General features: G+C 68.3%; 22 protein-coding genes. 14 read left to right on the plus strand and 8 right to left on the minus strand.

What is annotated here, in order from left to right; genetic code table 11:
- Positions 1–8: 8 nt before the first annotated feature.
- On the minus strand, positions 9–1,763 hold the full coding sequence (locus QFZ52_RS04325) for a biotin carboxylase (RefSeq protein ID WP_307496406.1): 1,755 nt from the start codon (positions 1,761–1,763) through the stop codon (positions 9–11).
- Between the two features lie 200 nt (positions 1,764–1,963).
- Here QFZ52_RS04325 and QFZ52_RS04330 point away from each other — a divergent pair, with 200 nt between their 5' ends.
- Positions 1,964–3,154 (plus strand): acyl-CoA dehydrogenase family protein, encoded by a 1,191-nt coding sequence (locus QFZ52_RS04330; RefSeq protein WP_307498650.1) that lies wholly within the window; start codon positions 1,964–1,966, stop codon positions 3,152–3,154.
- 124 nt (positions 3,155–3,278) lie between these two features.
- Here the strand turns inward: QFZ52_RS04330 and QFZ52_RS04335 are convergent, their stop codons facing one another.
- Positions 3,279–3,911, minus strand: a complete 633-nt coding sequence (locus tag QFZ52_RS04335) for a M23 family metallopeptidase (protein WP_307496408.1) — start codon at positions 3,909–3,911, stop codon at positions 3,279–3,281.
- A 409-nt stretch (positions 3,912–4,320) separates the two neighbouring features.
- Here QFZ52_RS04335 and rpsB point away from each other — a divergent pair, with 409 nt between their 5' ends.
- From rpsB to QFZ52_RS04365, 6 genes are all read left to right on the plus strand, one after another.
- Complete coding sequence (gene rpsB, locus QFZ52_RS04340; protein WP_066215209.1) at positions 4,321–5,154, plus strand: 30S ribosomal protein S2; 834 nt, start codon at positions 4,321–4,323, stop codon at positions 5,152–5,154.
- A gap of 130 nt (positions 5,155–5,284) precedes the next feature.
- The gene (gene tsf, locus QFZ52_RS04345; RefSeq protein ID WP_307496409.1) at positions 5,285–6,121 is read left to right on the plus strand and encodes a translation elongation factor Ts; all 837 of its coding nucleotides are present in this window, start codon (positions 5,285–5,287) and stop codon (positions 6,119–6,121) included.
- A gap of 156 nt (positions 6,122–6,277) precedes the next feature.
- Complete coding sequence (gene pyrH / locus QFZ52_RS04350) at positions 6,278–7,018, plus strand: UMP kinase (protein WP_307496410.1); 741 nt, start codon at positions 6,278–6,280, stop codon at positions 7,016–7,018.
- 120 nt (positions 7,019–7,138) lie between these two features.
- Complete coding sequence (gene frr, locus QFZ52_RS04355; protein ID WP_066215217.1) at positions 7,139–7,696, plus strand: ribosome recycling factor; 558 nt, start codon at positions 7,139–7,141, stop codon at positions 7,694–7,696.
- Positions 7,696–8,607, plus strand: a complete 912-nt coding sequence (locus QFZ52_RS04360) for a phosphatidate cytidylyltransferase (protein WP_307496411.1) — start codon at positions 7,696–7,698, stop codon at positions 8,605–8,607. The genes frr and QFZ52_RS04360 overlap by 1 nt, the downstream gene beginning before the upstream one ends.
- A gap of 47 nt (positions 8,608–8,654) precedes the next feature.
- Positions 8,655–9,236 (plus strand): DivIVA domain-containing protein, encoded by a 582-nt coding sequence (locus tag QFZ52_RS04365; RefSeq protein ID WP_278268630.1) that lies wholly within the window; start codon positions 8,655–8,657, stop codon positions 9,234–9,236.
- Positions 9,237–9,284: 48 nt separating this feature from the next.
- Here the strand turns inward: QFZ52_RS04365 and QFZ52_RS04370 are convergent, their stop codons facing one another.
- Genes QFZ52_RS04370 through QFZ52_RS04385 form a run of 4 tightly spaced genes read right to left on the minus strand, consistent with a single transcriptional unit; the run spans position 9,285 to position 13,092 of the window.
- Positions 9,285–10,733, minus strand: a complete 1,449-nt coding sequence (locus tag QFZ52_RS04370) for a sodium/solute symporter (RefSeq protein WP_307496413.1) — start codon at positions 10,731–10,733, stop codon at positions 9,285–9,287.
- Positions 10,730–11,098: a hypothetical protein gene (locus QFZ52_RS04375; protein WP_307496414.1), complete on the minus strand. Its 369-nt coding sequence runs from the start codon at positions 11,096–11,098 to the stop codon at positions 10,730–10,732. The genes QFZ52_RS04370 and QFZ52_RS04375 overlap by 4 nt, the downstream gene beginning before the upstream one ends.
- Positions 11,095–11,832, minus strand: a complete 738-nt coding sequence (locus QFZ52_RS04380) for a LytR/AlgR family response regulator transcription factor (RefSeq protein WP_307496416.1) — start codon at positions 11,830–11,832, stop codon at positions 11,095–11,097. Before QFZ52_RS04380 ends, QFZ52_RS04375 begins: the two co-directional genes overlap by 4 nt.
- A gap of 24 nt (positions 11,833–11,856) precedes the next feature.
- The gene (locus tag QFZ52_RS04385; protein WP_307496417.1) at positions 11,857–13,092 is read right to left on the minus strand and encodes a sensor histidine kinase; all 1,236 of its coding nucleotides are present in this window, start codon (positions 13,090–13,092) and stop codon (positions 11,857–11,859) included.
- A 234-nt stretch (positions 13,093–13,326) separates the two neighbouring features.
- Here QFZ52_RS04385 and QFZ52_RS04390 point away from each other — a divergent pair, with 234 nt between their 5' ends.
- Together QFZ52_RS04390 and QFZ52_RS04395 are read left to right on the plus strand one after the other, a co-directional pair.
- Positions 13,327–13,710 (plus strand): DUF485 domain-containing protein, encoded by a 384-nt coding sequence (locus tag QFZ52_RS04390; protein ID WP_208188419.1) that lies wholly within the window; start codon positions 13,327–13,329, stop codon positions 13,708–13,710.
- A complete protein-coding gene (locus QFZ52_RS04395; protein ID WP_307496419.1) occupies positions 13,707–15,317 on the plus strand; it encodes a solute symporter family protein in 1,611 nt (536 codons plus the stop codon). Before QFZ52_RS04390 ends, QFZ52_RS04395 begins: the two co-directional genes overlap by 4 nt.
- Here QFZ52_RS04395 and QFZ52_RS04400 read toward each other — a convergent pair.
- On the minus strand, positions 15,314–16,747 hold the full coding sequence (locus QFZ52_RS04400; protein ID WP_307496420.1) for an MFS transporter: 1,434 nt from the start codon (positions 16,745–16,747) through the stop codon (positions 15,314–15,316). The genes QFZ52_RS04395 and QFZ52_RS04400 overlap by 4 nt on opposite strands.
- A gap of 102 nt (positions 16,748–16,849) precedes the next feature.
- Between QFZ52_RS04400 and QFZ52_RS04405 the strand changes: the two genes are divergently transcribed.
- The 4 genes from QFZ52_RS04405 (at position 16,850) to QFZ52_RS04420 (ending at position 21,044) form a co-directional block, all read left to right on the plus strand.
- Positions 16,850–17,206, plus strand: coding sequence for a winged helix-turn-helix transcriptional regulator (locus tag QFZ52_RS04405; protein ID WP_307496422.1), 357 nt, complete (start codon positions 16,850–16,852; stop codon positions 17,204–17,206).
- Between the two features lie 259 nt (positions 17,207–17,465).
- Complete coding sequence (pdhA, locus tag QFZ52_RS04410; RefSeq protein WP_307498651.1) at positions 17,466–18,578, plus strand: pyruvate dehydrogenase (acetyl-transferring) E1 component subunit alpha; 1,113 nt, start codon at positions 17,466–17,468, stop codon at positions 18,576–18,578.
- The gene (locus QFZ52_RS04415) at positions 18,578–19,597 is read left to right on the plus strand and encodes an alpha-ketoacid dehydrogenase subunit beta (RefSeq protein ID WP_307496423.1); all 1,020 of its coding nucleotides are present in this window, start codon (positions 18,578–18,580) and stop codon (positions 19,595–19,597) included. The genes pdhA and QFZ52_RS04415 overlap by 1 nt, the downstream gene beginning before the upstream one ends.
- 1 nt (position 19,598) lies before the next feature.
- A complete protein-coding gene (locus QFZ52_RS04420; protein WP_307496424.1) occupies positions 19,599–21,044 on the plus strand; it encodes a dihydrolipoamide acetyltransferase family protein in 1,446 nt (481 codons plus the stop codon).
- 67 nt (positions 21,045–21,111) lie between these two features.
- Here the strand turns inward: QFZ52_RS04420 and QFZ52_RS04425 are convergent, their stop codons facing one another.
- On the minus strand, positions 21,112–21,759 hold the full coding sequence (locus QFZ52_RS04425; protein WP_307496425.1) for a TetR/AcrR family transcriptional regulator: 648 nt from the start codon (positions 21,757–21,759) through the stop codon (positions 21,112–21,114).
- Between the two features lie 83 nt (positions 21,760–21,842).
- Here QFZ52_RS04425 and QFZ52_RS04430 point away from each other — a divergent pair, with 83 nt between their 5' ends.
- Complete coding sequence (locus tag QFZ52_RS04430) at positions 21,843–23,450, plus strand: carboxyl transferase domain-containing protein (RefSeq protein WP_307496426.1); 1,608 nt, start codon at positions 21,843–21,845, stop codon at positions 23,448–23,450.
- The last annotated feature ends 2 nt before the right edge of the window (positions 23,451–23,452 follow it).

Raw genomic sequence — 23,452 nt, forward strand, 5'->3', positions numbered from 1 at the left:
TGGGTAATTTAATTCCCTTTCGCGGGAGCGGGCCATTTCACGGGTTCGGAATCCGGGAGCGGGGTGGCGCGGTACATGCTCCGGATCGACTCGATGAGGTGGCGCGCATGGATCGTCAGCCCGCCGTGGGAGCCCTGAAGACGGCCCTTCGTGACCAGGATCCCGAGGTCGGCGCCCTTCCACCGGTAATCACCCGGACCATAAATCCGCAGGTAGAACGCTTCCGACTCGTTGTTGACCAGATGCCAGTCCAGCTCGCGGTGCGCGAAGACGAACCGGCCCTGCCCATCCAGCACGTACAGACCGGTGGTGGGGGCGGCGTCGATGTGCTCCACGGTCTTGTCCGTGTGCTTGATCACCATGTGGCTCCACTCGTCCTCGGACGCGAGTTCCTCCCACCGGGCGTTGATCTCATCGACGTCCAGGGTGAACTCGACGCCCGAGTACTCGAGCAGGTGGAAGACGAAGAGCGGCACGTCGGCATAGGCGCCCGCCGTCACGTTGGTGATGGCGGAGGCGCCACTGATGCGGGGGTTCAGTTCACCCAGGTACACCTCGTCAGTGTCCGTGTCGAGCAGGACGTCCACCTCGAAGAAGCCGCGGTAGCCCTCCTTGGCGAGACGGTCACCGAGCTTCCGCACGAGTTCCGTGGTGGCATGACGGGCCTTCTCGGCCAGGACGTCCGGATACATCTCGTTTCCGGCCCAGCCGCCGCGGTACGGGGTGAGTGCCTTGTGACCGGTGATCTCGGTCATGCACGGTCCCACGATGGTGCCGTGGTGGGTGATGACGGCCTCGACCGCGATCGGCCGGTTGTTGATCCGCTTCATGATCTTCACCTCCTCGCCCCGGAGGTGTTCGGCCACTGCGTCGAACTCCTCTTCCGAGGTCACGAAGTAGGTGGTCTTCCCCGAGTCGCCATAGGCGGTCTGAATGACGAGGTCGGTGCCGAGCTTCGCCGCCTTGGTCGCCTTCACGACGTCGGCCCAGTTCTCCACCGTCGTCATCACGTTCGGCACGCTGTCCACACCGGCGGACGTGGCGATGCGGGTGGTCTCCATTTTGGAGTCGAGACGTTCGCGCAGCGCGGCCGGCGGAAGGATCAGCTCGTAGCCGAGTTCCTGGCAGATGTGCTCGGTCTCCTCATTGAAGAAGACCATGACGATCTTGGGGTGGACGCCGGCGGGTGTGCGGTGTTCGATGTGCGCCCGCACTTCGTGATTGGTCAGGAGCCAGTTGTTGATCTCCTCGCCGCTCTGGAACTCGATGTACGGCTTGTCCGCGGGAGTGAACACGCGGGGGTGCGTGCCTTCCCAGCTGTCGTAGTAGGTGATGTAGGAGAAGCCGCGCACCCAGCGGTCGAGGCCCAGAAGGTTGAACGCCGAGGCGCCCACGAAGAAGATGGGGGATTCGTCCGTCCGGAAGAAGTGCCGGATCTCGGACATGTTGTTCAGGTGCCGGCCGTCGCCCTTGCTGCGGTTGCGGATACGGGGAGCCGGTTTGCTGGTGCGCGAACGGCGCGGCGCGGGGATGCGTTTGGTGAGGGCGCCCCGGACGCCGGACGTCTTGGCGGGGCCGGTTTTGACGTCCGGAGCGACGACGGCGGCGACCGTGGGTTCGAGGGTCGGCGCGACCGGTTCGAGAGTCGGTGTCGGTTCGGGCGGAATGGCCGTCGCAGCGGCCTTCCTGGCGCGTGGCGACGAGGTGCCTGCGGTGGTGTCCTGCTGGCTGTCTGCTCCGCAGGACGCTGCTTTCCGGACCATGGCGATTCCTTCCCTCCGGGGGTACGTAGCGTCATCTTGGCATGTGACCCAGGTCGCACCAAGAATGTTCCAGCCGCCCCCGGTTTATGTCGGCGGCGCCGGGATTATTGCGGCTCGGGCACGGGTGCCGCGCACCCTTTACCCGGCCCGCAAAGTGGGATAAGTTACTCATGAGTAACATCAATTCCTGTGGAGGGATCATGGCCAAGGCCGAGCTGGACATCAACAATCTGCCGTATGCGGATGGCGACTTCTTCGCCTTCGAACAACTGCTCTCCGACAAGGAGCGCGACCGCCTGAGCGAGATCAGGACCTGGCTCGACCGTGAGGTCCGGCCCATCGCCGTGGATTGCTGGAACCGCGGTGAATTCCCCATGGAACTCATCCCGAAGCTCGCCGAGCTGGACGTGATGAGCCCGGTGCGCCGCCAGGGGTATTCGAACCTGTTCGCGGGGATCGTGCACGCTGAGTTCACGCGCGCGGACACCTCCATCGCCACCTTCATGGGAGTCCACGACGGGCTCTTCACCGGCTCGATCGAAGCCCTCGCCTCGGAAGAGCAGAAGGAGGCCTGGCTGCCGGACATCTACGCCATGAAGAAGATCGGCGCCTTCGGGCTGACCGAGCCTCTCGGTGGTTCCGATGTGGCCGGTGGCACGCGCACCACCGCGCAGAAGGACGGGGACACCTGGATCCTCAACGGCGCCAAGCGCTGGATCGGGAACGCCACCTTCTCGGACTACGTGGTCATCTATGCCCGCGATGTGGCGGACAACCAGGTCAAGGCCTTCCTGGTCGACACCACGCTTCCGGGCTACCGCGCCACGAAGATCGAGAACAAGATCTCGCTCCGCACCGTGCAGAACGCGGACATCGTGCTGGAGAACCTCGTGGTGCCGGACAGTCACAAGCTCGCGGGCGGCAACAGCTTCCGCGACACCAACAAGGTTCTCAAGGTCACCCGCCTGGCGGTCGCCTGGCAGGCGGTGGGACAGCAGCTCGCCGCGTTCGACGTCGCGCGGCGCTATGCGGTGGAGCGTCACCAGTTCGGCCGCCCGCTCGCCTCGTTCCAGCTCGTGCAGGAACAGCTCGTCAAGATCCTCGGCAACGCGGTCAGCTCCATGGGGATGATGGTCCGGCTGTCGCAGCTCGAGGACGCCGGTGTCGCGAAGGACGAGCAGTCCGCACTGGCCAAGGCCTTCACCACCGCACGGATGCGTGAGTCGGTGGCGATCGGCCGCAGTCTCCTGGGTGGCAACGGCATCGTCACCGATTACGAGATCGCCAAGATCTTCGCCGACGCGGAGGCCATCTACTCCTATGAGGGCACGTACGAGATCAACACCCTCGTGACGGGCCGCGCCATCACGGGCATCTCCGCCATCGTCTGACGTCAGCACTCCCGAGGAGTCCGGGCGGCGGCTCGTCCGTCGCCGCGACGATCCGCTCCACTTCCAGGCCGGTTCCCCAGGGGGGAGCCGGCCTGCGGCGTGAGAAGGCTTCGTCCCTCGGTCCTCATCCCCACGGGAGAAGGATCGAGGGCCGGAGGTCCTGAATGAAGCGCAGGGGATCCACGTACTCGTCCTCCTGCCGCACGCCCCAATGGACGCAGACGGAGGCGGCGCAGTGTCCCGGACGGAGCGAACCGATCCGCTGCCCCTTGCGCACGGCGTCGCCGGGTTTCAGCTCACTTTCGACCGGTTCGAAGCTGCTCTTCAGATCGTGACCGTGGTCGATGGTGATGACCGGGCGGTCCACGACCGTGCCACGGAAGCTGACCACGCCGTCGGCGGGGGAGAGGACGGCGGCGCCGTTCCCCTCAGAGGCCCTGAGGTCGACTCCGCGATGACCGCTCAGCCAGGGCTGGTCCGGCGGGTCGAACAGTCGGACCACATCGTGGCGCAGCGGCCGTCCGGGACGCTCCAGGGGCCAGGCCCAGGATGAGGCGGACCCGGCCGTCGAACTGTGCGACGAGGAAAGGATTTCTCCCGGGGAACCCGCCGCGGCGGACACAGGTGCCGCCGCCAGCAGCGATGCCACCAGAACGCCCGCCCGGACGGCGGGGAGTGCGGCGCCCCGGCGCCGTCGTGGTGGACGCCCTGGCGGCGGACAGCCTCGTCGCCGATCCATGGTCTGTGTGCTCGTCATGACTCCACTGTCGCCGGGGTTCGGACACGGGGGAACGAGGCTGATGACGTATGTGGAGAGGCGAGCCGCGGCGCCGTGTGGAGAGCGGGGCGGGTAGTGCCCGTGTAGTACACTGGGGACTGCAGTCTTCTGTGCCCTGCGCCTGCCCGGTGAAGGTCATGCCGACTGACTTCGCGTGTCCATCCTCGCAGCCCCCTCAATCCGTTCGCGGAGTGATCGCTGTGGGCTGGGACTGCTCACGGTCCACGATTCCGGGTTCACCGGGACCGCGGCGAGTGGTTCCTGGGGCACCAGGAGCCCGGATGTGATGTCCGGACTGATAACCGACAAAAACACTATGGCAGGGCAAGAGTGGCCACTCGAAAGGCCCTCTCACGAGAATGCGTGACCTGCCGGAAGGAGCGATGGCATGCCCGTCGTAACCATGCGCCAGCTGCTCGACAGCGGTGTCCACTTCGGCCACCAGACCCGCCGTTGGAACCCGAAGATGAAGCGCTTCATCCTCACCGAGCGCAACGGCATCTACATCATCGACCTGCAGCAGGCTCTGTCCTACATCGACCGTGCTTACGAGCACGTCAAGGCCACTGTCGCCCACGGCGGCACCGTGCTCTTCGTCGGCACCAAGAAGCAGGCTCAGGAAGCAATCGCCGAGCAGGCCACCCGCGTGGGTCAGCCCTACGTGAACCAGCGCTGGCTGGGCGGTATGCTCACCAACTTCCAGACCGTCGCCAAGCGCATCCAGCGCATGAAGGAGCTCGAAGAGCTCAACTTCGACGACGTCGCCGGCTCCGGCTACACCAAGAAGGAGCTCCTGCTCCTCAAGCGTGAGCTGACCAAGCTCGAGGCCAACCTCGGTGGTATCCGCAACCTCACCAAGACCCCTTCCCTCCTCTGGGTGGTTGACACCAAGAAGGAGCACCTGGCGGTCGACGAGGCCAAGAAGCTGGGTATCCCGGTCGTCGCCATCCTCGACACCAACTGCGATCCGGATGAGGTCGACTTCCCGATCCCGGGCAACGATGACGCCATCCGCTCCGTGAACCTGCTGACCCGCGTTGTTGCTGACGCCGTCGCCGAAGGTTTGATCGCTCGTAACAACCGCGCAAACGGCACCGCCGAGACTGCTGAAGAGCCCCTGGCCGCCTGGGAGCGCGAGCTCCTGGAAGGCGAGAAGGCTGCTGAGGCTCCCGCTGCTGAAGCTACTGAGGCTCCCGCTGCTGAGGCTCCGGCCGCCGAGTAAGTCCCTGACTGCGACCGTTCCGGGTATCGCCCGGAACGGCTGGTGACAGGATGGCTGCCTCCGGGCGGCCATCCTGTCACGCATGTCATACCCAGATCTTTAGACGCAACAACACATTTGAGGGGTTTCCATGGCGAACTACACTGCTGCTGACATCAAGGCCCTGCGTGAGCGCACCGGCGCCGGCATGATGGACGTCAAGAAGGCTCTTGACGAGGCCAACGGTGATGCCGAGAAGGCCATTGAAATCATCCGTATCAAGGGCCTGAAGGGCGCCACCAAGCGCGAAGGCCGCTCCACCGCCGAGGGCCTCGTCGCCGCCAAGGTCGTGGGCAACGTCGGCTACATGGTCGAGGTCAACTGCGAGACCGACTTCGTCGCCAAGAGCGACAAGTTCATCTCCATCGCCGACAAGGTGCTCGCCGCCGCCGTGGCCGCCAACACCGGTGACCTGGAGACCCTGCTCGCCGCCGACGTCGACGGCAAGCCGCTGTCCGAGGTCGTCGTCGAAGAGGGCGCCGTGCTCGGCGAGAAGGTCGCCGTCCGTCGCGTGGCCCGCGTCGAGGGTGGCACCGTTGACGCCTACCTGCACAAGACCTCCAAGGACCTCCCGGCTCAGGTCGGCGTGCTGTTCGCCGTCTCCGGCACCGGTGAGGCCGCCGAGACCGCCGCTCACGACGTCGCCGTTCACGTGGCCGCCATGGCCCCGAACTACCTGACCCGTGAAGACGTTCCGGCCGAGCTGGTCGACAACGAGCGCCGCATCGCCGAGGAGACCGCCAAGGCTGAGGGCAAGCCCGAGGCTGCGCTGCCGAAGATCGTCGAAGGCCGCGTGACCGGCTTCTTCAAGGGCGAGGTCCTCGTGGACCAGGCGTTCGCGAGGGATGCCAAGAAGTCCGTGGGCGCCGTCCTCGAAGAGGCCGGCGTTCAGGCTGTGGCCGTCGCTCGCTTCCGCGTCGGCTCCTAGTCAGACATTCAGAAGGGGTGGCTACTTCGGTAGCCGCCCCTTTTGTGTGCGCACTGACGGACGGTTTCCGCCCGTCGGGTGAGGGCACACAGGCGGCGCCGCTGGCGCCGGGCTCCGCAACATATAGTGAAGACAGAACCGAGCCAGGGAGGCCCCATGGAAAACACCACCATCGCCAACGATCCGTCGCCGCGCCGCCGTCGAGTGCTGCTGAAGCTCTCCGGCGAGGTCTTCGGTGGAGGCAAGCTGGGCGTGGACCCTGAGACGGTGCGTGGCATCGCCACCCAGATCGCCGTAGCGGTCAAGAACGAGGTGGAAGTGGCCGTCGTCGTCGGCGGTGGAAACTTCTTCCGGGGCGCCGAACTGTCGCAGAGCGGCATGGACCGCTCGCGTGCCGACTACATGGGCATGCTCGGCACGGTCATGAACAGCCTCGCCCTGCAGGACTTCCTGGAGCAGGCCGGCGTCGACACCCGCGTGCAGTCCGCGATCTCGATGGCCCAGGTGGCGGAGGTCTACATCCCGCGCCGTGCGATCCGCCACATGGAGAAGAACCGCGTGGTGATCTTCGGCGCCGGAGCCGGCCTGCCGTACTTCTCCACGGACACCGTGGCGGCCCAGCGCGCCCTGGAGATCCACGCCGACGAGGTCCTGATGGCCAAGAGCGGCGTGGACGGCGTCTACACCGCCGATCCGAAGACCAACCCGGATGCCGAGAAGCTCGACGTCCTCAGCTATGACGAGGCACTGCGCCGCGACATCCGTGTGATGGACCAGACCGCCATGACCATGTGCAAGGACAACAAGCTCCCGATGCTGGTGTTCGGCATGGAGGGCGAAGGCAACGTCACCCGCGCCATCCTCGGCGAGGACCTCGGCACCCGCGTCACCCCGTAGCCGCCCGGCCTCAGCCGTCGCGAACCCCGCGGAAGTCCGGGGACGGCGGCTGCGGCTAGGATGTTTGTAGTTGTGCCTGGATCACAGGCACGTTTCACCCATGAGTTCACAGGAGAAACCGTGATCGAAGAGACCCTGCTCGAAGCGGGCGAAAAGATGGACAAGGCCATCGAGGTGGCCAAGGAAGATTTCGCCTCGGTGCGCACGGGTCGCGCGAACCCGGCTCTCTACAGCAAGGTGATCGTGGAGTACTACGGCACTCCCACGCCGCTGCAGCAGCTGGCGTCCTTCGCCGTCCCGGAGGCCCGCACCATCCTCATCACCCCGTACGACAAGACAGCTCTGCGTGACATCGAGAAGGCGTTGAGCGACTCCGAGGTGGGCGCCAACCCGTCCAACGACGGCAACGTGATCCGCGTGGTCCTGCCCGAGCTGACCCAGGAGCGCCGCAAGGAGTACGTCAAGATCGTCAAGGGCAAGGCCGAAGACGCGAAGGTCTCCGTCCGCTCCATCCGCCGCAAGGCCAAGGACACCCTGGACAAGCTCGTCAAGGACGGCGAAGCCGGCGAGGACGACGGCGCTCGTGGCGAGAAGGAACTCGACGCCCTGACGAAGCAGCACGTCGACGCCATCGACGAGCTGCTCAAGCGCAAGGAAGCTGAGCTCCTCGAAGTCTGATGACTGAGCACGCCGGGCGGCGCCGTCCCCCGCGAACAGCGCGTCCCAACCCCACACCGAAGGCAGGCCGGGATCTCCCGGCCGCCATCGGCGTGGGGCTCGGGCTGCTCGTCGTGGTGCTGGGCACGCTGTTCTTCCTTCCTCTCGGCTTCGTGGCCGTCGTGACGGGTTTCGCCTGTCTCGGCGTCTGGGAAGTCGCCCGCGCCCTGGAGAGCTACGGCATCAGGGTGACGATCGCGCCCCTCATGCTGGCCTCGATCGCGCTGCCCTTCGTGTCCTACTTCGGGGGACTGGAAGCCCTGCTGTACGGGGTCGTGGCCGGAGCCTTCGCCATCCTGGTGTGGCGGAGCTCCGAATCCGCTGAAGGCGCGGCTCCCAGTATCTATGCGAGCATCTTCATCCTGGCCTGGGTGCCCTTCTTCATCAGTTTCGCGGTGCTGGCCCTGCACACCGGGGTGGGGCAGGCGAGTCTCGGTCTGTGGCCGGGCGGCGAGGCGCCGCAGGGTGTCTACCAGCTGATGACGATGCTGCTCCTCGTGGTGGCCAATGACACCTTCGGGTACCTGGTGGGCGCCTCACTCGGGAAGCACCCCATGGCGCCGAAGATCAGCCCCAAGAAATCCTGGGAAGGGTTCGCCGGCTCGGTGGCCGGCGCCGTTCTCATCGGCGTCCTGGCCTGCGTCTTCGTCCTGGACAAGCCCTGGTGGCTGGGCGTGGTGCTGGCGATCGGCATGGTCGGCGCCGCCACAGCGGGTGACCTGGCCGAGTCCATGGTCAAGCGGGAACTCGGGGTCAAGGACATGAGTTCGATCCTGCCCGGCCATGGCGGTGTCATGGACCGGCTGGATTCGGTTCTCTTCGCGTCGCCGGTGGCCTTTATCCTGTTCCATGTCTTTGAAAACGCACATTGATGCCGGATGAAGACACCGCATCACGTACTTTCCGTAAGGGGAAATCCATGACAGAAGCGAGCAGCGGCAAGATCCCCGCGACCTTCCGCCGTGTCGAGCGCTCCAGCTATGGCTACAGCGTGGCGCAGGTGGACGACTTCATGGAGCGCGGGCGGGCGGTCTTCGAAGACCCTGACCATGACCGGCCCCTCACCAGCACCGATGTGCGCAAGGTGGCCTTCGACCCGGCCCGCGGCGGCTACGAGGCCGCGCAGGTGGATCACGCCCTGGACATCCTGGAGGATGCGCTGGCACACCGGGAGCGGGATCATCTGATCGCGGCTCAGGGTGAAGAGGCCTGGCTGGGCGAGGTGGGCCGGCTGTCCGCGCTGCTGCGTCAGCGCCTGTACCGGCCCGACGGCGAGAAGTTCCGCCATCCGTCCAAGTCACGCACTCAGGGGTACGCGGTGTCCGAAGTGGACGCGCTGTGCAAGGACATCGTCGACTATCTCGAGCACGATCACGCGCTGAGCGTCGATGACGTCCGCCGGGCGTCGTTCCCTCCCGCGAAGGGCCAGGACGCGTACGAAGAGGCTCAGGTGGACGCCTTCCTCGACCGGGTGGTCGAGCTGATGGCCGCCATCGACTGAGTTTCCCTCACGACCGTCGGCGTCCCGACGCAGTCTCGGCCTCAGCCGTCAGCGGCGTTCCGGCGCGTGGAGCCGGGTGAGGATCCGCCAGGCGTCCGCCGGGACGCTCCGCGGGGTACGCCAGGAGACGCCGACCATGACGGCGAATGCGAGTGGCACGCTCCAGGCGGCCGGCTGCGACAGCCAGACCGGCGCCGTCGTGCCCAGAGCCGCCGTGGCGATCATCGCCGCACCGCAGCCGGTGCCTCCCGCGACCATCCCCGCCACCGCGCCCGCCGTGCTGAGGCGCGGCCACCAGATCCCCAGCACGAGCACGGGGCAGAGGGTCGACGCGGTGAACGCGAACACCTGGCCCACGCTGCCTGCCAGGGCGGGGCTCTGCGTCGGCACCGAGAGCAGGAACGGCACGAGCATCGCGAGCACGGCCGCACGCCGGAACCCCTTGACCCCACCGCCCAGGGCGTCCTGGGACAGCACCCCCGCCACGGACACCACGAGCCCCGACGTCGTGGACAGGAAGGCCGCGAACGCTCCGGCCACCACGAGAGCCGTGAGCAGGTCGCCGAGCGCCCCCGGGATCAGCGCATGCGGCAGCAGGAGCACGACGGCGTCGGGCTGGGCGCCGCCGACGGCCGCGGGTGCGTAGACACGGGCCAGGTACCCGAAGGCGACCGGCAGAAGATAGAACGCCGAGAGCAGGCCGAGGACGAGCACGGTGGTCTTCCGGGCCGTCGGGCCGTCGGGGTTCGTGTAGAAGCGCACCAGCACATGCGGCAGGCCGAGCGTTCCGAGCAGGAGCGCCAGGAACACCGAGACGTTCTGATACGTCCCGAGCGCGCCCGTGGCGGCCGGGCCGCCCACCGTCAGCGGCGCCGCGGCGGGCCCCAGTCCGGGCAGCGAGAACAGCAGGAACAGGAGCGGCACCGCCAGAGCCGCGAGTTTGAGCCAGAACTGGAACGCCTGGACGAAGGTCATGGAGCGCATGCCGCCCGCGACGACGGCGAGGGTGACGACCACGGCGACCGTCCCCGAACCGGCCCACGACGGCAGCCCGGTCATGGTCGAGACGGTCAGCGCCGCCCCGTGCAACTGCGGGATGATGTACAGGCACCCCACCAGGACCACGAGGAGACTGGTCAGCCGCCGCGCCGGGAGCGAACCGAGCCGGGCCTGGACGAAGTCGGGCACCGTGTACGCCCCGGAGCGCCGCAGGGGTGCCGCCACGAACAGCAGCAGCATGAGGTATCCGGCGGTGTAGCCGACCGGGTACCAGAGGGCGTCCCGGCCGTTCAGGAACACCAGTCCCGCGACCCCCAGGAAGCTCGCGGCGGACAGGTACTCGCCGCCGATGGCCGAGGCGTTCCACCACGGCTGGACCGTGCGGGACGCCACGTAGAAGTCGCTCGTGGTCCGGGAGATCCGCAGCCCGTGGATGCCGATCAGGAGGGTCGCCGTGGCGACGAGCAGGATCGCTCCGATGGCGAGCGGGGCGTTCACCGGTCCTCGATAAGATCGCGGTACCGTTCCTCATTGCGCCGTGCCAGCCGGGTGTAGAGCACGGCGCTGAGGAGGATCACCGGGAAGAGGCCCGCGCCCAGGAGGAGCCACTCGAACGGGATGCCCAGCACGCTGAGATCGCGAAGCCAGGGGACCCACACCAGCAGGACGGAGAACGTGGCCGCGATCAGCAGGAAGCCCAGGGCGACCACGAGGGCCAGGCGCAGCTGGGTGCGGAGCAGGGACCGCAGGTAGACGTGGGCGGCGTCGTCTTCCGCGGCATGCCGGGTGGCGCCGGATGGAGGGCGCAGGGGAACCGGCGTCTGCGCCCGCCCCGTGGGCGCGACGACTCGGACCCGTGTCATCCGCCGGTCCTCAGCCGTGAGGGGGTGAGCGCGTTCCGCACGGCTGGGAGCAGACGGCGGCTGATGGGCAGCTCCGCCCCGGCGACCGTCACGCTGGGCGAGGCGGTTCCGAGTTTGAGCGAGGAGACGTGTCCGAGCGCCACGAGGTAGGAGCGGTGGATCCGCAGGAAGCCCGCCGTGCCCCATTGCTGTTCCAGTTCACTCAGGGGGACGCGGACCAGGTAGCTCGCCTCTGAGGTGTGGAGCCGCGCATAGTCCCCTTGAGCCTGGACGTAGAGCACCTCGTCTCGGCGGATCATGCGGGTGACGCCGCCGAGCTCCACCGGGATCATCTCCTGCGCCCGCGGGGTCTCGCCGGCCAGCTCGCTGATCCGGGACACGGAACGGGCCAGACGCTCGGGCCGCATCGGCTTGAGCAGATAGTCGATGGCGGCCAGTTCGAAGGCCTCCAGCGCGCAGTCCTCGTCCGCGGTCACGAAGACCACGGCGGGAGGAGACGGTCTGGCGTTGATCGCTCGGGCGAGCTGCAATCCGGAAAGGCCCGGCATATGGATGTCCAGGAACACGGCGTCGAAGGCCGTGGTCTCCACTTCCTTTAGCGCCTGCTCCCCGGATTCCGCCCGGTGGATGTCTCCCACGCGGGCGTCCTTGCCCAGCAGGAACGCGAGTTCTTCGATGGCGGGGAGCTCGTCGTCCACCACCAGGACCGTGAGCGCCGCTGTGATTGCTGTCACTCGACCAGGGTAGCGCGGGCCCGCTCAGACCTCGTGGCGCGGCTGGGACTTCGGGACCCGGAGCGAGACGAGCGTTCCCTCCCCGGGAGCCGTCTCGACCACCAGCCCGTGACCGTCGCCGTACACCTGCCGCAGGCGGAGGTCGACGTTCCGCAGCCCCACATGGTTCCCGCCGCCGTCCTGTCCCGCGAGCAGGGCGCGCAGCCGCTCGGGATCCATCCCGACGCCGTCGTCCTCCACGCTCACCACGGCGTCACCGCCCTCCTCATAGGCCTTGATGGTGATGGTCCCGGTGCCGGCGCGGGATTCGAGCCCGTGACGGACGGCGTTCTCCACGAGCGGCTGAAGGCTGAGGAAGGGCACGATGGTGCTCAGCACCTCGGGCGCGATCGTCAGGGACAGCTGCAGGCGCTCGCCGAACCGCGCCCGTTCGAGGAGGAGGTACCGGTCGATGCTCCGGAGCTCCTCGGCCAGGGTGGTGAAGTCTCCGTGCCGCCGGAACGAGTACCGGGTGAAATCCGCGAATTCGAGCACGAGTTCGCGGGCCCGGGCGGGATCCGTGTTGATGAACGAGGCGATCGCATTGAGTGAGTTGTAGATGAAGTGAGGGCTGATCTGGGCGCGGAGAGCCTTGAGCTCGGCCTCCACGAGCATGGTGCGGGACCGTTCGAGGTCGGCCAGTTCGAGCTGGGAACCCAGCCAGGAGGCGAGCTCGGTGGTCGCCCGGAGCAGGCCCGCGCCGGGGGAGGGGCTGACGGCGAGGAGCAGGCCGACCACCTCCCCGTCCACCCGGACCGGCGCTGTCGCGGCGCCGGGCGAGGTGTCGGCGCGGCGATCCTTCCCGAGGCTCTGGCCGCGGTCCCCACGGCGCGTCCGGGCTCGGGGCGTCGGCTTGAGCAGCGCCGGCCGGTGCCGGCGACCGTCGTCCCGGGCGCGGTCCAGGATCTCGCGGCGCTCGGGAGGTTCCGCCCCGTCCCAGGTGAGGAGGCCGCCGTCGGCGTCCAGGAGCGCGATCGCCTCGCAGCCCAGCAGCGCCCGCAGATGCCGTGCGGCGCGGGCCGCGCTGTCCGGCGTCAGGCCGGCCCGCAGATGACCGCCCGCGAGGGCTGCACTGTGGAGGGTCTGGTAAGTGGCCCGTTCGGCGTCGCTGCCCAGTTCGCGGAAAGACCGCAGGATCTGGACGCCGACGCCGGCCACCGCGGCGATGGCCAGGGTGACGACGCCGACGGCGAGGGCGAGCAGGAGCGCGGAATCCGGCATGGCCTCAGCGTAGCGAGCCGCGGCTCGGGCGCGCCGGAGGCCGGCAGCTGAACGTCCGGTTCGCTGCCGTTCGCCGCACGGGTCACTCCGTTCGGCGCTCCGGCCCGGTGTCCGCCCGACACGAGGCGGAACGCGGCCGCATAGTGATGTCAGTCACATCCGACCGCAGGGTCGGAGACCACCGGGCCACCCCGGCCCGGAACAGACGGCACCAGCAGCTTCAAGGAGGAAGCCATGGGACACGAGATCCCTCCCGAGGACGGCACGCCGGCCGTGGACTTTCAGGAGGTCCAGGCCACACCGGAGTTCCAGGACCTGCGGAGGAAGCATCGGAGCTTCGTCTTCCCGTTGGCCGCGTTCTTCCTGCTCTGGTACTTCGCCTATGTTCTGCTCGCCGATTACGCGCATGAGTTCATGTCGACGAAGCTCTGGGGGAACATCAATGTCGGCCTGGTGTTCGGGCTCCTGCAGTTCGTCACCACCTTCGGCATCACGGCGTGGTACGTGCGGTATTCCAATAAGACGCTGGACCCGATCGCGACCGGCATTCGCGAGGGCATCGAGCGGCACGAGCATGACCGCTCCGCCGCTACTCCGGGTGAGGGGGCGGCACGATGAGCCTTCCCATGGTGCAGCTCTCGGCACTCAAAGAGACCACGCTCCTGAACATGGGGATCTTCGCCGCCTTCGTGCTGGTGACCCTCGTGATCGTGATCCGGGCGAGCCGGAACAACAAGACCGCCGCCGACTACTACGCCGCCGGCCGCTCGTTCACGGGCTCTCAGAACGGCACCGCGATCGCCGGCGACTACCTCTCCGCGGCCTCGTTCCTCGGGATCACCGGGGCGATCGCCCTCAACGGCTATGACGGCTTCCTGTATTCGATCGGCTTCCTGGTGGCCTGGCTCGTCGCGCTGCTCCTGGTCGCGGAGCTCCTGCGCAATACCGGCAAGTTCACCATGGCGGACGTCCTGTCCTTCCGGCTCCGACAGCGCCCGGTGCGGATCGCGGCGGCCCTGTCCACGCTGGCCGTCTGCTTCTTCTACCTGCTCGCACAGATGGCGGGCGCCGGCAGCCTCATCTCCCTCCTGCTCGGCATCAGCGACTGGGGCGGGCAGGCGCTCGTGATCGTGGTGGTCGGTGTGCTGATGATCGTGTACGTGCTGATCGGCGGCATGAAGGGCACCACCTGGGTCCAGATCATCAAGGCCGTGCTGCTGATCGCGGGCGCTGCGGTCATGACCCTGTGGGTGCTGGCGAGCTACGGCTTCAACCTCTCGGCCCTGCTCGGCGGCGCGGTCGACGCCGCGCAGAATCCGGCCGTCCTGAATCCCGGCCTCCAGTACGGGAAGAGCCCGACCACCAAGCTGGACTTCGTCTCCCTCGCCCTCGCTCTGGTGCTCGGCACGGCGGCGCTCCCGCACGTCCTCATGAGGTTCTACACGGTCCCCACCGCCAAGGAGGCCCGCAAATCAGTGGTGTGGGCGATCTGGCTGATCGGCGCGTTCTACCTCATCACCCTGGTGCTGGGGTACGGAGCCGGCGCCATGGTGGGCGCCGATCTCATCAAGAAGGCCCCGGGCGGCGTGAACTCGGCGGCCCCACTGCTCGCCTTCCATCTGGGCGGTCCGCTGCTGCTCGGCTTCATCTCCGCGGTGGCCTTCGCCACGATCCTCGCCGTGGTCGCGGGCCTGACCATCACAGCGGCGGCGTCCTTCGCCCATGACATCTATGCCAACGTCATCGCCAAGGGGAAGTCGGATCCGGCTCAGGAGGTCAAGGTGGCGCGGCGGACCGTGGTGGTGATCGGCGTGCTGGCGATCATCGGCGGGGTGTTCGCGAACGGCCAGAACGTCGCGTTCCTGGTGGCGCTGGCCTTCGCGGTGGCCGCTTCAGCAAACCTGCCCACCATCATCTACTCCCTGTTCTGGAAGAGGTTCACCACGCAGGGCGCGCTGTGGAGCATGTACGGCGGCCTGGCGTCCGCGGTGCTGCTGATCACCTTCAGCCCGGTGGTCTCCGGAACCAAGACCTCGATGATCCAGAACGCCGATTTCGCCTGGTTCCCGCTCAGCAACCCCGGGATCATCTCGATCCCGCTGGCCTTCGTGCTCGGCTGGCTGGGCACGATCCTGGACCGGCGGAAGGAGGATCCCGCCAAGCAGGCGGAGATGGAGGTGCGGTCCCTGACGGGCGTGGGCGCCGAGAAGGCGGTGGACCACTAGTCCGTTCCCGCGCAGGCCCTCGTCGAGGCCGCCGGCTCGCGCTGCACCCGTCCCGCCGTAGGACGGTCCGCGCGACGCCGGCGGCCTCGGTCGCGTACGGCCGACCGCACCGCCTGGAGGGGATACACGACGACGGCGGCGGCCAGGACCGCGCCCGCGGCCAGCATGGCGAACCGGTAGCCGTCCGGGCCGGCTGCGAGGGCGACGGTGCCGAAGACCGCCACGCCGATGCCGTTCCCGAGGGCGAAGCTGACCTCCTGGACCGCGCCCACCTGACCGGCCTGGGCCGGCGTCGTGTAGTCGAAGAGGGCGGCCGCGGCCAGGGTCCCCACCGCGCCGAAGCCTGCCCCGATGAGCCCGAGCGCGACCGGGATGCCCGGGAAGCCGGACGCCAGCCAGAGTTGACCGAGCAGTGCCACCGCCAGCGCAAGGGTCGTGATGGTCTTGCGGCTCACCCAGCGCAGCGCCAGGGGAGCCGTGGCGCCGACGATCCCTGTCAGGGCCGCCAGGGGGAGCAGGACCAGGCCAGCCTCCGCGGGGCTGAGCCCCTGCTCGTGCTGGACCTGCTGGCCGACGAGGTAGAGGGTCGCCGCGGTGGTTCCGGTGATCACGAGGATGTGACCGTAGGCGATGCTGAACCCGCGGATGCGGAAGATCCCGACGTCGATGAGCGGATTGTCCAGGGTCTTCTGGCGCCGCACGAAGACGTAGCCCGCCGCGGCCAGCACCGAGGCGGCGACCGGCTCCGCCAGGGCGTGCTGCAGGGCGTAGACGATTCCGCCGATCGCGAGGACCGACGTGGCGATGCTCAGCGGATCCCAGTGCGGACGGACGGGCGCCCGGCCTTCCGGGACGAAGCGGAGGGCTGCCAGGACCGCGATGACCGAGAGCGGCACGCAGCCCAGGAAGATCCAGCGCCATCCCGGACCTTCGGTCAGCACGCCGCCGAGCAGCGGCCCGAACGCGCTTCCGGCGCCGAACGCCGCGGTCCAGAAGCCGTACGCGAGGACGCGTTCGCGGGCATGGAACTGGGTGCCGATGGTTGACACCACGCTCGAGATGACCATGGCTTCGGAGATCCCGAGGAGCATCCTGAGCGCGATCAGCCCGGGGCCCGTCGATTGCAGTCCGGCGATCAGATTGAAGACGGCGAAGCCGCCGAGCCCGAGGACCATGATCCGTCTCCGGCCCCAGTGGTCCCCGGCCCGCGCGGCCAGGACGAGGGTCACGCCGAGGGTGAGTGGATAGATGTCGATGATCCACACTCCGACCCCGGGGTCCAGCCGTAGCTCGGTCAGCAGGGCCGGGAGGGCGGTGATGATCGAGCTGAGGCTCAGACTCCCGATCAGCACTCCGAGCAGCATGGGGACGAGGGCGAGCCAGCGGCGGGAGGAGGGCGCCGTCGTGGGGGCGCTGTGGAGGTGGGGCATGTTCTCAGACTGGTGGGTATGCCTACCATGGGCAAGTACTGACTTTTTCTGCCTGTACTGACAAAAATGTCAGTATGGGCGGTCGGTGGAGGGAGGACCCGCATGCGCGAACGGACGGAGAAGGTGGTCCGCGAGTGGCCAGCGGAATGCGCGGCCGAGGTCGCCGTGGTGGTGCTCGGCGGGGCCTGGAAGCCGGCCATTCTCAGCCTGCTGCACCAGGAGGAGGTGATCCGCTTCGGCGAGCTGGGACGTCGCCTGGGGGACCCTCCGCCGCGGGTCCTCACCCGCCAGCTGCGGGAACTTGAGGACGACGGGCTCGTCCTGCGGACCGTCTATCCGCAGGTGCCCCCGAAGGTCGAGTACTCGCTGACGGAGCTCGGCCGTGGCGCCTTGCCGATCATCGACCAGCTCGCCCGGTGGGGTGCCGACTATGCGGGCAGGATCGACGCCGAGGACTGAGCAGAATGCCCAGTGTGGCGCGTGCCAGCTAGGCATCCAGCCTGGTCAACGGGGCCTTCCATCGAGCGAACACCGCATTCCGCGCAATTGCGCCGGAAGTGCTTGTTCGAGCTTTTCAATGTGAGTAGCCTCACAAGTAAGAGCTGCATGTGACGATGGCGTCCAGAGGGGCTCCGGGCGATCCCTGGAGTGACTCGGCCGCGGCGAAGGGAAGTTGACTATCGTGCCCGACCTCAATCCCCACCACCCCGGGGAAGAAATGCTCCAGGTGCTCGCCCCGAGCGGAGAGCGCCTGCCGGAGCCCCAGCTGGACTCCTGGCTCCAGGATCTCGACGGCGGTGACGGCACCGCCGTTCTGGCCGGACTCTACGAGGACATGGTGGTGATCCGGCGGATCGACGCCGAAGCCACCGCCCTCCAGCGCCAGGGTGAGCTGGCCCTCTGGCCGCCGCTCCTCGGGCAGGAGGCCGCGCAGATCGGCTCCGGCCGGGCGCTGCGCCAGGACGACTTCGTGTTCTCCAGCTACCGCGAGAACGGCGTGGCCTACTGCCGCGGCGTGGACCTCAGCGAGATCCTCCGGGTCTGGCGCGGCAACGCCTCCTCCGGCTGGGACCCGTTCGCCATCAACATGGCCACACCGCAGATCATCATCGGCGCCCAGACGCTCCACGCGGTCGGTTACGCGATGGGCATCCAGTTCGACGGCGCGGACGCGGCCGCGGTCGCGTACTTCGGCGACGGCGCCACGAGCGAGGGCGATGTCAACGAGGCGATGGTGTTCGCCGCGAGCTACCAGGCGCCCGCCATCTTCTTCTGCCAGAACAACCACTGGGCCATCTCCGAGCCCGTGAGCCTCCAGAGCCACATCACCCTGGCCGAGCGGGCCGGCGGCTTCGGCATCCCGCACCTGCGGGTCGACGGCAACGATGTGCTGGCGGTGCTCGCGGCCACCCGTATCGCCCTGGACCGTGCCCGGCAGGGCGGCGGTCCGAGCTTCATCGAAGCGGTGACCTATCGCATGGGACCGCACACGACGGCGGACGATCCCACCCGCTATCGGGATGCCAACGAACTCGAGGACTGGGCCGCCAAGGATCCGATCGCCCGGCTGGAGCGTCACCTCGAGGCGACCGGCGTGCTGGACGACGCCCTGCGGCAGAGGGTGGCCGCCAAAGCCGACGAGGTGGCCGCCGTCGTCCGTGCAGGGGTCATCTCCATGCCCGAACCCGAGGCACTCGACGTGTTCAAGCACGTCTACGCCACGCCGAATCCCTGGCTCGACCGCCAGGAGGACCACTACCGGCGATATCTGGACCAGTTCGACCACTCCGGCGCCACAGCCGGCGCGACCATCGAGGGAGGGCAGCGCTGATGGCGACCATGACCTTCGCCCGCGCGATCAATGCAGGGCTCCGGCGCGCCATGGAAGCAGACCCCAAAGTCCTTCTGATGGGGGAGGACATCGGGTCCCTCGGCGGCGTCTTCCGGATCACGGACGGCCTGCAGAAGGACTTCGGCGCCCACCGCGTCCTGGACACGCCCCTGGCGGAATCCGGCATCATCGGCACCGCGGTCGGCCTGGCGTACCGGGGCTACCGGCCGGTCTGCGAAATCCAGTTCGACGGGTTCATCTACCCGGCGTTCGACCAGATCGTCTCCCAGGTGGCCAAGCTGCACTACAGGACCCAGGGCCTCGTGAAGGTGCCGCTGACCATCCGCGTGCCGTTCGGCGGCGGCATCGGGTCGCCCGAGCACCACTCGGAATCGCCTGAGGCCTACTTCACCCACACCTCCGGGCTGCGGGTCATCTCCGTGTCGAACCCCCAGGACGCTTACACGATGATCCAGCAGGCGATCGCGTGTGACGACCCGGTCCTGTACTTCGAGCCGAAGCGCCGCTATCACGACCGCGGCGACGTGGACGAGTCGGTCGACCCGACGGCGGCGCTGTCCCTCGGGTCCGCGCGGGTGCTGACCGAAGGCCGCGACGTCACGCTGGTGACGTACGGTCCGCTCGTGAAGACGGCGTTGGATGTCGCGGTGGCGGCCGGGGACGAGGGCGTCTCCGTCGAGGTCATCGACCTGCGGTCCCTCTCACCGGTCGACTACCCGGTGGTGGAGGCCTCGGTCCGGAAGACCGGCCGCCTGGTGATCACCCATGAGGCGGGGCAGAACGGCGGGCTCGGCGCGGAGATCGCGGCGAGCATCACCGAGCGGTGCTTCCACTATCTGGAACACGCCCCGGTGCGGGTCACGGGCTTCGACATCCCGTACCCGTACTCCAAGCTCGAATCCCACCACCTGCCGGACCTGGACCGCATCCTGGACGGCGTGGACCGGGCCATGGGGCGCGCCAATTCCCTCTCGAACCTCCCAGGAGCGGACGACTGACATGATCAAGGTTTTCAACCTGCCGGACCTGGGTGAAGGACTCACGGAATCCGAAGTGGTGGCCTGGAAGGTCGCTCCCGGCCAGGCGGTCGCCCTCAACGAGATCATCGCCGAGGTCGAGACGGCCAAGGCCGTCGTGGAACTGCCGTCACCCTTCACCGGCACCATCTCCGCGCTGCACGCGGATCCCGGGACGGTCGTGGAGGTGGGGCATCCGCTCGTCTCCTTCGACGTGATCGGCGCGGACGACGACGTCGCGCAGCCGCCTCAGCGCGAGGCGAACCTGGTCGGCTACGGCGCCCTCGTGGAGAAGGGTGGGCGTCCGGCCCGCCGCACGCGGGTGGCGGCGGCCGTCTCCCCGGGGGCGTCCGTGGCCCCGTCGGCCTCCGCTCCGTCGGCGGCCCCGGCACCGGTGTCGGCACCTGCACCCGTCCCGACACCCGCCGTCCCCGCACCCGCCGTCCCCGCGCCCGCCGCGACCGCACCTGTCGCGACGACCGCCCCGGCGCCCCGCGAGGAACGACCGCGGTCCACTCCTCCCGTGCGGAAACTGGCCAAGGACCTCGGCATCGACCTGGAACTCGTGCAGGGCACCGGGGAGCGGGGCCTCATCACCCGGGAGGACGTGCTGGCGTTCTCCGGGGTGGCCGCCGCGTCAGGTGGCGAGGCCGCGGGACAGGCCTCGGACGGCGGCGCGTCCGCGCTCACCGGGACGGTCGCGGGCGGGGAGGAGGCCGGCGTCGTCGGGCGGGAGACGCGCAGCCCCATCAAGGGGGTGCGCAAGCACACCGCGGCGGCGATGGTCGCGAGCGCGTTCACGGCGCCGCAGGTCTCCGAATTCCTCACGGTGGATGTCACGCCGACCATGGAACTGCTCGCCCGGATCAAGGCGGACCGTGCCTTCGCCGGGCTCAAGTTCACGCCGCTCACGCTCGTGGCCAAGGCCGTGCTCGTGGCGCTCGCGAACATTCCGACGCTCAACAGCCACTGGGATGAGGCCGCCCAGGAGATCGTCCAGTATCACTATGTGAATCTGGGCATCGCGGCGGCCACGCCCCGGGGGCTCACGGTGCCGAACATCAAGGACGCCCACACGCTCAGCCTGCGGGATCTGGCCGTGGCGCTCGCGGATCTGGCGGAGAAGGCACGCGCCGCCCGCACCACGCCCGCGGAGCTGAGTGGCGGGACGTTCACCATCACCAACATCGGCGTGTTCGGGATCGACGCCGGGACCCCGATGCTGTACCCGGGCGAGGCCGGGATCCTGGCCGTCGGAGCGGTGCGCCGGCAGCCGTGGGAGTACCAGGGGGAGGTTGCGCTGCGGCAGGTGCTGACCCTCAGCCTGTCCTTCGACCACCGACTGGTCGACGGGGAGCAGGGCTCCCGGTTCCTCGCCGATGTGGGCCGGATCCTGGCGGACCCGGGCATGGTCCTCACGATGATCTGAGGCGCCGGTCTGACGCCCTGGTTTGGGGGGGCGCCTTCAGGTGCCCGGCGAGCGGACGGGGCGTGCCTCAGTCCGTCCCGCCGGGCGCCGTGAGCGCGGCGTAGGCCATGGCCTCGAGCACGGGGCGCGCCGTCTTCGCCGGAACGGTCCGTCCACGTTCGCGGAGGGAGTGCGGGGTGGAGTTGATCAGGCCGAAACAGGCGTGGACCCGCAGTCGCCGTTCGCTGGGTCCCGCACCGGGCAGCTCGGCGCTGAGGGCCTGGACCCACAGTTCGACGTAGGCGCGCTGGAGCTCGCGCACCTGCTTACGGCTCGCCTCGGGGAGCGACTGGAAATCTCGGTCCTGGATCCGGATCACCTCCGGCTGGGACAGGGCGAAGTCGGTGTGGAACCGCACGAGGGCGCGGAGTGCCATGCCGTCCGGTCCCGAGTCCGCGGCCGTGTCCATCACCTCACGGCCGCCGTCGAGCAGCCGCCGGCTCACGCCCAGGAGCAGCTCTTCCAGGACGGCCTGCTTCGACGGGAAGTGCCGGTAGACGGCAGGGCCGCTCATCCCGACGGCGGCACCCAGCGCCTCCAGGGACACTTTGGCGAATCCGGAGTCGGCGAAGAGCCGGGCCGCCTGGGACACCAGGGCCTTCCGGCGTTCCTCCTTGGCCACGGATCGCGCCGTCGCGGGACTTTCGCTCACTTGTTCCTCCCGAGTGGTGGACATCACGCTCATTCGAGACTAACCTCAAACTCAGTTATACGTCACTAACTGAAATGTGACGTACCCGCTTCGGAAAGAGCAGGTCAATGGAGATTCTGTCCACCACAGTGGAACCGGCCTCCCCGCAGTTCGAGGCCAATGAGGCCGCACAACGGGCCCTGGTGGAGGAGCTCCGGGAGAAGCTGGCCACCGCCGCGCTCGGCGGTCCGGAGAAGTCCCGCGAGCGCCATGTCGCCCGTGGCAAATTGCTGCCCCGCGACCGCGTGGACCTCCTCCTGGATGAGGGCAGCCCGTTCCTGGAGGTCGCGCCCCTGGCGGCCGAGGATCTGTACGACGGCGCGTCGCCGGCTGCGGGCGTGATCGCGGGCATCGGCGTCGTGGAGGGCCGCCTGGTCATGGTGGTCTGCAATGACGCCACCGTCAAGGGCGGCACGTACTATCCCCTGACGGTGCGCAAGCACCTGCGGGCGCAGGAGATCGCCCTGGAGAACGGCCTGCCGTGCGTGTATCTCGTGGATTCCGGCGGCGCCTTCCTCCCGATGCAGGACGAGGTGTTCCCGTCGAAGGACCATTTCGGACGCATCTTCTACAACCAGGCGCAGCTCTCGGCGCGGAAGATCCCGCAGATCGCGGCCGTCATGGGGTCCTGCACGGCCGGTGGCGCGTACGTCCCGGCCATGAGCGACGAGACCGTCATCGTGAAGAACCAGGGCACGATCTTCCTGGGTGGGCCTCCGCTCGTGAAGGCTGCGATCGGTGAGGTCGTGACCGCCGAGGAGCTGGGCGGGGGAGAAGTCCACGCGAGGATCTCCGGCGTGGCCGACCATCTGGCCGAGAATGACGAGCACGCCCTGCAGATCGTCAGGGACATCGTCGCCACGCTTCCCGAGACTCCGGCCCGTGCCTGGGACGTCCTGCCGGTCCGGGAGCCCGTGGTGGATCCCGCAGAGTTGTACGGCGCCGTGCCCGTCGATGTGAACGCCTCCTATGACGTCCGCGAGGTCATCGCGCGGCTCGTGGACGGCAGCGAGTTCCACGAGTTCAAACGCGAGTACGGGGACACGCTGGTCACCGGCTTCGCGCACGTGATGGGGCACCCGGTGGGCATCGTCGCCAACAACGGCGTGCTGTTCTCCGAATCGGCGCGCAAGGGCGCCCACTTCATCGAACTCTGCGACCAGCGCGGCGTGCCGCTCCTGTTCCTGCAGAACATCACCGGCTTCATGGTGGGCAAGGACGCCGAGCACGGGGGCATCGCCCGGGACGGCGCCAAGATGGTCACCGCCGTCGCCACGGCCCGGGTGCCGAAGTTCACCATCGTGATCGGCGGTTCCTTCGGCGCCGGGAACTACTCGATGTGCGGCCGGGCCTACAGCCCGCGTTTCCTCTGGATGTGGCCCGCGGCGCGCATCTCCGTCATGGGAGGCGCCCAGGCGTCCAGCGTGCTCGCGACCGTCAAGCGTGACCAGCTCGAGGCGGCCGGCCAGGAGTGGAGCGCCGAGGACGAGGAGGCCTTCAAGGCCCCCATCCGCGAACAGTACGAAACCCAGGGCAGCCCCTACTACTCCACGGCGCGGCTCTGGGACGACGGCATCATCGACCCGATGGACACCCGCCGGGTGCTCGGTCTCGCCCTCGACGCCGCGTCACGGGTTCCTCTGCCCGAGACCTCCTTCGGCCTTTTCAGGATGTGATC

It is taken from the genome of Arthrobacter woluwensis (genome assembly GCF_030816155.1).
In the GTDB taxonomy this organism is placed as follows: Bacteria; Actinomycetota; Actinomycetes; order Actinomycetales; family Micrococcaceae; genus Arthrobacter_E; species Arthrobacter_E woluwensis_A.